At 62.8% G+C, this 11,880-nt stretch carries 13 protein-coding genes; 10 read left to right on the top strand and 3 right to left on the bottom strand.

Annotated elements, in window-relative coordinates; translation table 11 throughout:
* Positions 1 to 71: 71 nt before the first annotated feature.
* From rpsL to ACFO5K_RS16720, 8 genes are all read left to right on the top strand, one after another.
* The gene (rpsL, locus tag ACFO5K_RS16755; RefSeq protein ID WP_056814220.1) at positions 72 to 446 is read left to right on the top strand and encodes a 30S ribosomal protein S12; all 375 of its coding nucleotides are present in this window, start codon (positions 72 to 74) and stop codon (positions 444 to 446) included.
* 1 nt (position 447) lies between these two features.
* Positions 448 to 918 (top strand): 30S ribosomal protein S7, encoded by a 471-nt coding sequence (gene rpsG, locus ACFO5K_RS16750; RefSeq protein ID WP_378562972.1) that lies wholly within the window; start codon positions 448 to 450, stop codon positions 916 to 918.
* A gap of 33 nt (positions 919 to 951) precedes the next feature.
* The gene (fusA, locus tag ACFO5K_RS16745; RefSeq protein WP_378562969.1) at positions 952 to 3,054 is read left to right on the top strand and encodes an elongation factor G; all 2,103 of its coding nucleotides are present in this window, start codon (positions 952 to 954) and stop codon (positions 3,052 to 3,054) included.
* 134 nt (positions 3,055 to 3,188) lie between these two features.
* Positions 3,189 to 4,379 (top strand): elongation factor Tu, encoded by a 1,191-nt coding sequence (gene tuf / locus ACFO5K_RS16740; protein WP_378562966.1) that lies wholly within the window; start codon positions 3,189 to 3,191, stop codon positions 4,377 to 4,379.
* 236 nt (positions 4,380 to 4,615) lie between these two features.
* Complete coding sequence (locus ACFO5K_RS16735; protein WP_378562963.1) at positions 4,616 to 5,074, top strand: hypothetical protein; 459 nt, start codon at positions 4,616 to 4,618, stop codon at positions 5,072 to 5,074.
* An 83-nt stretch (positions 5,075 to 5,157) separates the two neighbouring features.
* Entirely contained in the window at positions 5,158 to 5,385 is a 228-nt protein-coding gene (locus ACFO5K_RS16730) for a DUF433 domain-containing protein (RefSeq protein ID WP_378562960.1), read from the top strand.
* Positions 5,382 to 5,717: a DUF5615 family PIN-like protein gene (locus ACFO5K_RS16725; RefSeq protein ID WP_378562957.1), complete on the top strand. Its 336-nt coding sequence runs from the start codon at positions 5,382 to 5,384 to the stop codon at positions 5,715 to 5,717. Before ACFO5K_RS16730 ends, ACFO5K_RS16725 begins: the two co-directional genes overlap by 4 nt.
* 107 nt (positions 5,718 to 5,824) lie before the next feature.
* Complete coding sequence (locus tag ACFO5K_RS16720; protein ID WP_378562954.1) at positions 5,825 to 6,637, top strand: alpha/beta fold hydrolase; 813 nt, start codon at positions 5,825 to 5,827, stop codon at positions 6,635 to 6,637.
* A gap of 1 nt (position 6,638) precedes the next feature.
* On the opposite strand, the gene ACFO5K_RS16715 is transcribed toward ACFO5K_RS16720, so the two are convergent.
* Entirely contained in the window at positions 6,639 to 7,064 is a 426-nt protein-coding gene (locus ACFO5K_RS16715; protein ID WP_378562951.1) for a PPOX class F420-dependent oxidoreductase, read from the bottom strand.
* Positions 7,065 to 7,222: 158 nt separating this feature from the next.
* Between ACFO5K_RS16715 and ACFO5K_RS16710 the strand changes: the two genes are divergently transcribed.
* Positions 7,223 to 8,500, top strand: a complete 1,278-nt coding sequence (locus tag ACFO5K_RS16710; protein ID WP_378562948.1) for a TMEM143 family protein — start codon at positions 7,223 to 7,225, stop codon at positions 8,498 to 8,500.
* Positions 8,501 to 8,626: 126 nt separating this feature from the next.
* Here ACFO5K_RS16710 and ACFO5K_RS16705 read toward each other — a convergent pair whose 3' ends face one another.
* On the bottom strand, positions 8,627 to 9,418 hold the full coding sequence (locus ACFO5K_RS16705; RefSeq protein ID WP_378563910.1) for a helix-turn-helix transcriptional regulator: 792 nt from the start codon (positions 9,416 to 9,418) through the stop codon (positions 8,627 to 8,629).
* A gap of 491 nt (positions 9,419 to 9,909) precedes the next feature.
* Here ACFO5K_RS16705 and ACFO5K_RS16700 point away from each other — a divergent pair, with 491 nt between their 5' ends.
* Positions 9,910 to 11,013, top strand: coding sequence for a three-Cys-motif partner protein TcmP (locus ACFO5K_RS16700; protein WP_378562945.1), 1,104 nt, complete (start codon positions 9,910 to 9,912; stop codon positions 11,011 to 11,013).
* A 111-nt stretch (positions 11,014 to 11,124) separates the two neighbouring features.
* Here ACFO5K_RS16700 and ACFO5K_RS16695 read toward each other — a convergent pair whose 3' ends face one another.
* Complete coding sequence (locus tag ACFO5K_RS16695; RefSeq protein ID WP_378562942.1) at positions 11,125 to 11,868, bottom strand: DUF5131 family protein; 744 nt, start codon at positions 11,866 to 11,868, stop codon at positions 11,125 to 11,127.
* Positions 11,869 to 11,880: the final 12 nt, after the last annotated feature.

Here is an 11,880-nt window from a genome sequence, read left to right as displayed (position 1 = left end):
TGCGGGTGAAAGCTCGATGAACTGAAGACACGTGTTCCGCAACCGCAATTACCAATAAGGAAAGCCGGTCTATGCCAACCATCAACCAGCTGGTCCGCAAGGGTCGCCGCGACAAGGTCACCAAGACCAAGACTGCGGCCCTCAAGGGGAGCCCGCAGCGTCGTGGCGTGTGCACTCGCGTGTACACCACCACCCCCAAGAAGCCGAACTCCGCGCTGCGTAAGGTCGCGCGCGTTCGCCTGACCAGCGCGATCGAGGTCACGGCGTACATCCCCGGTGAAGGCCACAACCTGCAGGAGCACTCGATGGTGCTCGTGCGCGGCGGTCGTGTGAAGGACCTTCCGGGTGTGCGCTACAAGATCATCCGTGGCTCGCTGGACACCCAGGGTGTGAAGAACCGCAAGCAGGCCCGCAGCCGCTACGGCGCCAAGAAGGAGAAGAGCTGATATGCCACGCAAGGGCCCCGCACCCAAGCGTCCGCTGATCAACGACCCGGTCTACGGGTCGCCGCTGGTCACTCAGCTGGTCAACAAGATTCTGATGGACGGCAAGAAGTCCACCGCCGAGCGCATCGTCTACGGCGCACTCGAGCAGGCGCGCGAGAAGACCGGCACCGATCCGGTCGTCACCCTCAAGCGTGCGCTGGACAATGTCAAGCCCGCCCTCGAGGTGAAGCCCCGTCGTGTCGGTGGCGCCACCTACCAGGTGCCGGTCGAGGTTCGTCCGGGCCGCGCCAACACCCTGGCGCTGCGCTGGCTGGTCAGCTACTCCCGCGCCCGTCGTGAGAAGACGATGATCGAGCGTCTCGCCCACGAGCTCCTCGACGCGAGCAACGGCCTCGGTGCCGCCGTGAAGCGTCGCGAGGACACCCACAAGATGGCCGAGTCCAACCGGGCCTTCGCGCACTACCGCTGGTAGTCCCAGACCCGTCCGCTCAAAAGGGAGATATCCGTGGCACAGGACGTGCTCACCGACCTGAACAAGGTCCGCAATATCGGCATCATGGCCCACATCGACGCGGGCAAGACCACCACCACCGAACGAATCCTGTTCTACACCGGTGTGAACTACAAGATCGGTGAAACCCACGACGGTGCCTCGACCACCGACTGGATGGAACAGGAACAGGAACGCGGCATCACGATCACCTCCGCGGCGGTCACGTGTTTCTGGGACAAGCACCAGATCAACATCATCGACACCCCGGGCCACGTGGACTTCACCGTCGAGGTGGAACGTTCGCTGCGTGTGCTCGACGGTGCCGTGGCCGTGTTCGACGGCAAAGAGGGCGTCGAGCCGCAGTCCGAGCAGGTGTGGCGTCAGGCCGACAAGTACGACGTGCCGCGTATCTGCTTCGTCAACAAGATGGACAAGCTCGGCGCGGACTTCTACTTCACCGTGCAGACCATCAAGGACCGTCTCGGTGCCAAGCCGCTGGTCATCCAGCTGCCGATCGGCGCAGAGGACACCTTCGAGGGCATCGTCGACCTGGTCGAGATGAACGCCAAGGTGTGGACCGGCGAGACCAAGCTGGGCGAGAAGTACGAGGTCCAGGAGATCCCGGCCGACCTCGCGGAGAAGGCCGAGCAGTACCGCCAGGAGCTGCTCGAGACCGTCGCCGAGTCCGACGAGGCGCTGCTGGAGAAGTTCTTCGGTGGCGAGGAGCTCTCGATCGAGGAGATCAAGGGCGCCATCCGCAAGATGACCGTCAACTCCGAGCTCTACCCGGTGCTGTGCGGTTCGGCGTTCAAGAACAAGGGCGTGCAGCCCATGCTCGACGCGGTCGTCGACTACCTGCCGTCCCCGCTGGACGTCGAGAACGTCGAAGGCCACGTGCCCGGCAAGGAGGACGAGGTCCTCACTCGTCAGCCGAGCTCCGACGCGCCGTTCTCGGCGCTGGCGTTCAAGATCGCCGTGCACCCGTTCTTCGGTGAGCTCACCTACATCCGGGTGTACTCGGGTTCGGTGGCCTCCGGTGCCCAGGTCGTCAACTCGACCAAGGGCAAGAAGGAGCGTCTGGGCAAGCTGTTCCAGATGCACTCCAACAAGGAGAACCCGGTGGCCAACGCTTCGGCGGGGCACATCTACGCCGTGATCGGCCTGAAGGACACCACCACCGGTGACACCCTCAGCGACCCGCAGAACCAGGTCGTCCTCGAGTCGATGACGTTCCCGGACCCGGTCATCGAGGTCTCGATCGAGCCCAAGACCAAGTCCGACCAGGAGAAGCTCGGCACCGCGATCCAGAAGCTGGCCCGCGAAGACCCGACGTTCTCGGTCAAGCTCGACCAGGAGACCGGCCAGACCGTCATCGGCGGCATGGGCGAGCTCCACCTCGACATCCTCGTCGACCGCATGAAGCGCGAGTTCAAGGTCGAGGCGAACGTCGGTAAGCCGCAGGTGGCCTACCGCGAGACGATCACCAAGAAGGTCGAGAAGCTCGAGTTCACGCACAAGAAGCAGACCGGTGGTTCCGGCCAGTTCGCGAAGGTCATCATCGCGGTCGAGCCGTTCATCGGCGAGGACGGTGCGCACTACGAGTTCGAGAACAAGGTCTCCGGTGGCCGCGTGCCCCGCGAGTACATCCCGTCGGTCGACGCGGGTGCCCAGGACGCCATGCAGTACGGCGTGCTCGCCGGCTACCCGCTGGTGAACATGAAGGTCATCCTGCTCGACGGTGCGTACCACGACGTCGACTCCTCGGAGATGGCGTTCAAGATCGCGGGTTCGCAGGCCCTCAAGGAAGCGGCCCGCAAGGCCGGTCCGGTGATCCTCGAGCCGCTCATGGCTGTCGAGGTCATCACACCCGAGGATTACATGGGTGAAGTGATCGGCGACCTGAACTCCCGCCGTGGCCAGATCCAGGCCATGGAGGAACGCAGTGGTGCCCGTGTCGTCAAGGCGCTGGTTCCGCTCTCGGAGATGTTCGGCTACATCGGTGACCTGCGGTCCAAGACCCAGGGTCGCGCGAACTACTCCATGGTGTTCGACTCCTACGCTGAGGTTCCGGCCAACGTGTCCAAGGAGATCATCGCCAAGGCGACCGGCGAATAAACCCCTTGGGGTCCAGTGGCACACTGGACCCCAAGTGTCGGGCGTCATGTAGTACCCCCGGTCCCCACCCCCAGTGGGGATGACACACGCACTGCTGCAAATGCAAGCACCAACAAGTCCAGGAGGACCCAAAAGTGGCGAAGGCGAAGTTCGAGCGGACGAAGCCGCACGTCAACATCGGCACCATCGGTCACGTCGACCACGGCAAGACCACGCTGACTGCAGCGATCACCAAGGTGCTGGCTGACAAGTTCCCGGATCTGAACGACGCGTTCGCGTTCGATCAGATCGACAAGGCGCCGGAGGAGAAGGCTCGTGGTATCACGATCAACATCTCCCACGTCGAGTACCAGACCGATAAGCGCCACTACGCGCACGTCGACGCCCCGGGTCACGCGGACTACATCAAGAACATGATCACCGGTGCGGCGCAGATGGACGGCGCCATCCTGGTGGTCGCGGCCACCGATGGCCCGATGCCGCAGACCCGCGAGCACGTGCTGCTCGCCCGTCAGGTCGGCGTGCCCTACATCCTGGTCGCGCTGAACAAGTCGGACATGGTCGATGACGAGGAAATCCTCGAGCTCGTCGAGATGGAGGTCCGCGAACTGCTGGCCTCGCAGGAATTCGACGAGGACGCGCCGGTCGTGCGCGTCTCGGGCCTGAAGGCTCTCGAGGGTGACGAGAAGTGGTCCGAGTCGATCGTCGAGCTGATGAAGGCTGTCGACGACTCGATCCCGGACCCGGTCCGTGAGACCGAGCTTCCGTTCCTGATGCCCGTTGAGGACGTCTTCACGATCACCGGTCGTGGCACCGTCGTCACCGGTCGTGTCGAGCGTGGCATCATCAACGTGAACGAGGAAGTCGAGATCGTCGGCATCCGCGAGAAGAGCACCAAGACCACCGTCACCGGTATCGAGATGTTCCGCAAGCTGCTCGACCAGGGCCAGGCCGGCGACAACGTCGGTCTGCTGGTTCGTGGCATCAAGCGCGAAGATGTCGAGCGTGGCCAGGTTGTCGTCAAGCCGGGCACCACGACTCCCCACACGGAGTTCGAGGGCCAGGCCTACATCCTGTCGAAGGACGAGGGTGGCCGCCACACCCCGTTCTTCAACAACTACCGTCCGCAGTTCTACTTCCGTACGACTGACGTGACGGGCGTTGTGACCCTCCCCGAGGGCACCGAGATGGTCATGCCCGGTGACAACACCGAGATGTCCGTCAAGCTGATCCAGCCGGTCGCCATGGACGAGGGCCTGCGCTTCGCGATTCGTGAGGGTGGCCGCACCGTCGGTGCCGGTCGCGTCACGAAGATCGTCAAGTGAGTCGCTAGACCCGACTGACACCGTAACGGCGTCGCTCCTGCGGGAGCGGCGCCGTTCGGCGTTTCTGTGCGGACTTTTCCGGTGACGGGTGGAAGAGGTCCTCGTAGAATGGTGGCGGGAGTCGTGCGAGCGGGGGAGTTTCGATGGTGGCTGGGGGGCAAGGGGATTCGCGGGATCAGCCGCGCCGGGATACGCCGTTTCAGGGGTTCGCGCCCATTCGGTGGGAAGCGAATCCGGTGCCGGCGACGGCGGCGGAGACGCGGGCGTGGGAGGAACGTCAGCGCAAGTTGCGCGCGGCGGCGGATGGCCCCGACTATTCCTCGAGCACCAGCCGGAAAGTGGGTCTCGTCGCGATCGCCGGGATCGCGGCCCTGGTGGGTGGTTGCTATCTCGTCACGAGCAACCCGGACCGGGAGCCGGTGGTGGCGTCGTGCGTGCGCACCGACGCCGACGGCACCCGAACCGTCGTCGCCGACAGCCAATGCGATTCGGTGGGTTCAGGCGGCGGCAGCGGCAGATCGAGGTTCGGCAGCGACGCCCAATACCACTACTACTACGGCGGCAACGCCACAATCGGCCGACCCCCGAGCGGCGGTAGCACCCTGCGCCCACGCGACGTGGAGATCAGAACCAAGAGCGGCAAGGTGATCCAGCGCGGCGGACTGGGCAGCCGATCAGGCGGCAGCGGCTCGTAGGCGCTCGGCGCCCTCGCGGCCGACGGCGCGATGGCGCGCGCGTTTCCGGTGGGCGTGTCCGGGTCCACGGATACAATCGCCCTGTGTCTACCGATTCGAGGATCACCTTCGACCCCGCCCAGCTCGGTGGCAGACCGTGTGTCCGCGGCCTGCGAATCCGGGTGAAGGATGTCCTGGAGCTGCTGGCTCACGGTGAGAGCGAAGACTCGATCCTCGAGGACTATCCATACCTGGAACGCGAAGACATCCGTGCCTGTCTTGCATTCGCCGCTGCTGAGGCTGATCATCCGATCCTGCGGACCGCTTCTTGAAGTTCCTTGTCGATGCGCAGCTGCCGCCTGCGCTTGCGCGAGCCATCGTGGGCGAAGGGCATGACGCTGTGCATGTCTGCGACCTGGATATGACATCGGCCTCCGACAACGAGGTCTGGGACGAAGGCCGACGCCGAGGCGCCGCGATTGTCACCAAGGACGAAGACTTCATCCTGCTCGGTCGTGTGAAAGGTGGACAGACCGTTCCCGCAGTGGTGTGGATCCGGATCGGCAACTGTTCGCGCAAAGCCTTGCTCGCGGCGGTACTGCCGGTCTTGCCGACAATTGTCGAGATGCTCGGTTCCGGCGAGACCGTCATCGAGGTTCGCTGATTACCTTCCGGCTCGGCGGCGCGGGATTCATGACCTCCGAGGTCATCGCTTGTGGGCGGTGGGCTGGGTAGCGTTCGGGGTCAGGGGTTCGGGTGGATGGAGGCGGCGTGGTTGTGGTGAAGGGGTTCGAGGTCACCGAAGGGGTGCTGGCGCACGGATTGCCGTATACGGCGTTCGGGGCGGGGCGGCCGTTGGTGTTCTTGCGGTGGTTCACGCCCGATCATGCGAATCCGCGGGGGTGGATGCGCAGCAGTGAGGTCAAGACGATGGCGCCGTTGGCCCGCAACCACCGGGTGTACGCGGTGAATCGGGCGCCGGGAATGGCCGCGGGCACGTCCATGGCCGACATCGCGAAGGATCATGCCGAAGCGTTGTGGGCCGAATTCGGTGTGCCGGTGGACGTTCTCGGGATTTCCTCGGGTGGGTCGGTGGCGTTGCAATTGGCGGCCGATCACCCCTCGGTGGTGCGCAGGCTGGTGATCGCTTCTTCCGGCTACCGCCTCGAGGAGTCGGCCCGCGCCTCACAGCTGAAGTACGCCACGGCCGCGGCCGCTGGCAAACGCGCACTGCACCATATGGCCACGCAGGGGATCGAGTCCCCGGTCAAGGCCCGGCTGGTCGGGGCGCTGGCCTGGCTGGCCGATCCGCTGGTGCGCCCGAAGAACCCGGCCGACACCCTCGCGTTCGTCCGCGCCGAGGACGCCTTCGACCTCACCGGCCGCCTCGCCGACATCACCGCCCCCACCCTGGTCATCGGCGGCGAACGTGACGAGTTCTACGACCAGTCCACCTTCCGCTACACCGCCGACGGCATCCCCGGCGCCCACCTGACCATCTACCCCGACACCACGCACCTCGGTGCGATCAAGCACGCCCGCTTCGCGCCCGAGGTGGATGAATTCCTTTCTGCGACGGAATGACTCAGCGAACCTTGGCGCCGTAGATGTGTTCGACGGTGAGTGCCATCAGTACTCGACGGTCGGCGACCATCACTTCCCGGTACTCGTCCCAATCCGGGTGTTCGCCCGCCGCGGCCCGGTAGTAGTCGACCAGGGCCTGCACTTCGGGCCCGTTCGGGTCGGTGCCGGGCCCGGTGAGGGTGACGGTTCCTTCGGCGGTGGCCCAGGACCAGCCGTCGGCGGCGGTGACTTCGAAGGCCGCGCGGGGGTCGCGGCGCAGGTTGGCGGTCTTGGCGCGGCCCTCGGTGATCGACACATAGATGATGCCCGCGCCGCGGTCGTAGTACGGCGTCACCGGGGACAGTTGCGGTCGGCCATCGGCTTTGATGGTGGCGAGCACACCCAATGTGCTGTTCGCGAGCAGGTCGTACGGGTCGAATTCGGCCATGTGCGCTCCTCGGGTTGTCGGGGGGTTATCGGTATCGAACCTCGCCGCTGAGATGTTTATGCCCGACCCCGTGATCAGTCGGCGAGCACGCGCTGTTCGACCGCACCGCCGACCCCCTAGGGTGGGCGCGGCGGGTTACCCGCCGAGAGGAGTTGCCTGTGGACACCGAGCACTACATCCCGTTCCGGAAGAACGCGGTCATCGGCATGTGCGCCGAAGAGCTGGCGCCGGCCGAACGCACCTCTTTCGAGGAGTTCGCGCGGATCCTCGCGGCGGTGCTGCATCACCGGTTCCACCGGCGGATCGAGATCTTGCTGGACGCATATCACCAGGTCGACCCGGCTGATGACGTGCAGGTGGTCAACACCGTCACCGAGGAGCAGCGGACTGCGGCCCGGCAGCGGCTGGAAACGGAGCTCGTCGCGCTCGCCGAGGCCGCCAACTACACCCGCGTCAGCGACGAAGAACTGAACCGGGCCTTCGAGGACCATGCGCTCGTGAAGGTGCGCATGGAGGTCGACACCGAGGGCCTGGACCGGGTACTGATCTTCCGCCGGGGCGAATCCGAGCGCACCCACGAGGTCAAGTCGCTGTTCGGGCTGCGCCGCAAAACGGTCGAATTCACCAACTACGCCAAGGTGCTGGTGTTCGTGGCCTTCACCGCCGGGGTGCCGCCCGGCGACAAGCAGTACACGCCCGGCTCGGTCATGGTGAAACTGTTCCGCAATGTGCCACGCGCCGACCTGGAAATGCTGTACCCGAACGTGCGGGTCCGGATGCGGTCACTGGACAAGCTGCTGATCGGCGTGCCGGCTGTGATCTCTGGTGTCGTCGTCATCGCTACCAAACTGCTCACCTCACTGGGGCTGCTGCTCCTGCTGGTCGGCTTCTGGGTGGGTTTGCGCGACGACCCGGTCGAACTCGACCAGACCACGCTGATCTCGATGGGGGCGGGTTTCGCCGCCTTCGGCGGCTACCTGATGCGGCAGGTCAACAAGTTCAAGAACCGCAAGATCCAGTTCATGAAGGCCCTCTCTGAGCACCTGTATTTCCGCACCCTGGCCAATGACGCCAGCGTCTTCCACCACCTCCTGGGTGCTGCCGAAGAATCCGAAGTGAAGGAAGCGGTACTCGCCTACTACTTCCTGCACACCGCCGAACACCCCCTCACCGTCCCCGAACTCGACCAGCAGGTCGAGGAATGGTTCGCCCGGCGCTGGGACACCGAAGTCGAGTTCGACGTCGACGACGGCGTCCGCAAGCTGCGCACCCTCGACCTGATCACCGACGCGGGCGATGGCCGGATCGCAGCGGTTCCGCTGCCCGAAGCCAAACAGCGCCTCGACCATCTCTGGGACCACGTGTTCGACTACAACGACGAACTCGACGTCACCGCTGACCGGGCGGGCGATTCAGGACAGCGATCCGCCCTATGAGGGGACGGCAAGCGAATCGTCCGGTGAGGGTTGTCGGCTCATGAGGACGGCCACCAGATCGCCATTGCGATCACCAGCAAGGGCAGGGGCGAATTCGGCCACGCGGACGCCTCGAGTCGTAGGCGGTTATCCCTGTCGAACCTCTTCGCCGAGTTCTTTGTGCCCAACTGTTGACGATCCTTCGGCGAGCACACGCTGAGCTGCCGCGCCGACGCCGCCGAGCAGCCGCAGCGCATCGGCGGAACGTTCGTCGCGGGCGGTGTAGACCTCGAGCCGGTGGTCGGGACTGTCGGGTTGCAACCACACCTGGTAGTCGACGTCCACCCGGCCGACCGTCGGATGTTGCAGATCCATCGGTCCGACCGTGCAGTCGGCGACGTCCCCGGTGGCCCAGAGCCGCGCGAATTCGTCGCTGCGCATGGTGAGCTCACCGATCAGCTCGGCCAGATTCGCGTCGGTGGGGTAGCGCCCGGCCGTGAGGCGGAGGTAGGCCACGTGGATGCGGGCGAGGTCGGCCCAGTTGCGGTAGAGGTCCCTGGTGAGTGGGTCCAGGAAGAACATGCGCGGGATCGAGGGGCGGCGCGACGGGTCCTCGGGGGCGGTGAAATCGATGTGTTCGGCGACCAAGGCGTGGCCGGCGCGATTCCAGGCGAGCACGTCGCCACGGCGGCCGAGGATCACGGCGGGCATCGTGTCACCGAGCGAGGTGAGCAGGGTGAGTGTGCGTGGGTGCGGCTGTTCGGGGACGCCGCGCACCAGGCGCGGCGCGTTGGACCGGCCCGCCAGGTTGTGCAGATGGGTCGTTTCGGCCGGGTCGAGTTGCAGCACCCGGGCCAGAGCGTCGATGACCTGCGGTGATGCTGTGCCGGCCTGATCCTGTTCGAGACGGGTGTAGTACCCGGCGCTGACCCCGGTCAGTAACGGATTAGTTAATACTACCTAGCCAGGGGAACTGCTGCAATCTGGTGCTTTTGGGCCTGTCGGCGCACGCCCGATCGTGGCACAAACGCAGAAGTAGCCCGGCAGATGTCTCGAAGATTCTGAGGCCGGAACCTAACCATCGTTTCTCATCCTCGTGCGCGCTGCCGGGCGTGCGCGCTGCCCTACCTGACCGGTAGTCTGTAGAGCGTCCGTTTTCGTTCGCTGATCGTTTGGTCAGCGAACGGAAACGCCAAGGGGAGCAAACATCGGAGGGTGAAGATGACACGCTGCGCGGAATCCTGCTGGGCTCGATCGAGGCGTGACGCTGTCAGGGGCCGCGCAGGGGGATTGTTCGTGTCATATCGCATATGTTGATTGAAATGGCCGAATCGGATTCGGAGGAGTCGGGTAGCTGAGCGAATTCAGCTTCTTGCTTGTTTGATTCGTTGGCTTCCTATTATTAATCCTGTCAAAGTGAGGGGCGGTAATTGAGCAAAGACAGTTCGCCGGAAAGTTGGAAAATGGAGCCACACACGGCGGCGAAACACGAAATCCTTAGGCACTACCTCGGTGCATGGTTTCCGATCCTGTCAAAATGGAACGGCCGGGTGCTGTACATCGATGGATTCGCTGGTCGAGGACGTTACGATGACGGCAGTGAAGGTTCGCCGCAGATTGCGCTGCGCCGCCTGCTAACTCACAGTTACTTGCCGCAAATGTCGAATTGTGAGTTCGTCTTCTTTTTTATCGAAAAGGACAATGAGAATGTAGCCGCGCTCGAAGTCGAACTCGACGCGCTCAAGGCGGAATTTCCTAATTGGCCTGCCAATATTAAGACGCGGATCATCAATGGGTCTTTTGATGAAAAGATGAATGAGCTTTTTGAGCAAGTGCGCGAACAGAATCGGCAGCTTGCGCCGACGTTTGCATTCATAGACCCATTCGGATACACCAAATTCCCAATGGATCTTCTGGCGGAAATTGCAAACACGCCCAAGAGTGAGCTTTTCATCAACTTCATGGTAGGATTTGTTCAGCGATTCATTGCTCGCGACAAGCAGCAGACCCCGATGCGGGAACTCTACGGCATGGAGGTTGCTGACGTCCTAAAGGATTATGATCCCACCAGTAATCGAATCGAGCACCTTACGGAAGTATATGCGCAATCATTGAGGGGTCGAACAAAACTCCCGTATATACAGCGGTTTTCCATGGTTAACAAGACCGGAAATGTCTCGTACGCCCTGATACATGCGACTGCTAGTGAATTGGGCGTCAAACGGATGAAGGCTGCGATGTGGAGCGTCGATCCGGGCGGCAACTATCGCTTCTCTGATAGGACGCATGGGGAGGCAGTGCTTTTTGAACCGACGCCGGACCTTACTCCTCTACGCGCGGCAGTAGTGGAGAAATTCGCTGGGGCTCGTGGAGTCACCAGGGATAAGGTCGACTGGTTCGTTATTCTTGAAACCTCATATCGGGAAACCCATGTGATCGCGACACTGACGGAGCTCGAGAAGATGGGAAAAATTACCGTCTTCCGACCGCCGGGCAAGCGAGGTTTCTCGCCGACTGTTACATTTGACTTTTAGGAGCGGACTTCTTCTCGATGCCGGCCTGAAGGTTTCGCCTAATCAGGGTCCTTCAGGTTGGCAACAAGGTTAGGTGTTCTCGAATTGTGAGCTAAAGATCAAATAGTTCGATCACGCGATTAATGCGGGCATGCTGTCCCATTTTCGTCCATCTAGTTCGCGGCCTTTCGACTTTGGTGTTCTTCCGCCCCATTGCTTGAAAAAGAACGGAACGTTGGCTTCCATGCATGCATCGCGGATGTCGCGAACCCATTCCGGATCCATCGGGCGGTGGCCAGTTCCGGACTCACCTCCGGCGATCACCCAACCTATTTCCCTGAGATCTAAATTATTGAGCGGGCCTAGGAGCGGCTCGCAGGAAAGAAACCGCACTGCGGCAGGTACGGATCTAAGGTGATCGATGCGGATTTGCTGGTCCGCATTCTCGACCGATACACCCATCCAAACGTTGGCTGGCCAGTCTATCCGCTCGGCAATTCGCCTCAATCGAAGTGATCTCTTTGTCAGGATTTGGTATGTGTGCTGCGGTGTCTCGCGCATTACATCGAACACGTCGTGAATGAATTCTATCGGAACCTGTGCATGGAATAGATCGGACATGCTATTGACGAATACTACGCGTGGCGCTCGCCATCGTCGGGGGATGTCCAGCGCAGACGGGTGTATGGTCACCCCAAACCCCGGCCCTGAAGTACGAGGATCACCATCGTTCTGGTATTTTTCCGCGCCCATGGATTTTAGCCGCTTGGCCAATGCCATTGCATAGCAGTTGTCGCATCCGACCGACACTCGGTCGCATCCAGTAACCGGGTTCCATGTCGCCTCTGTCCACTCGATGCCTGACTTGTCCGCCACTGTGCCTCCTTC

The sequence above is a fragment of the Nocardia halotolerans genome, from assembly GCF_042650145.1.
Classification (GTDB): Bacteria; Actinomycetota; Actinomycetes; order Mycobacteriales; family Mycobacteriaceae; genus Nocardia; species Nocardia halotolerans.
Note: the sequence above shows the minus strand (reverse complement) of the source record. Positions and strands in the feature narration are given on the sequence as shown.

Coding starts and splice junctions, on each gene's coding strand:
- rpsL (WP_056814220.1), top strand. CDS start 72: ATGCCAACCATCAACCAGCTGGTCCGCAAGGGTCGCCGCGACAAGGTC.
- rpsG (WP_378562972.1), top strand. CDS start 448: ATGCCACGCAAGGGCCCCGCACCCAAGCGTCCGCTGATCAACGACCCG.
- ACFO5K_RS16715 (WP_378562951.1), bottom strand. CDS start 7,064: ATGGCCGAATTCGACCCGTACGACCTGCTCGCGAACAGCACATTGGGT.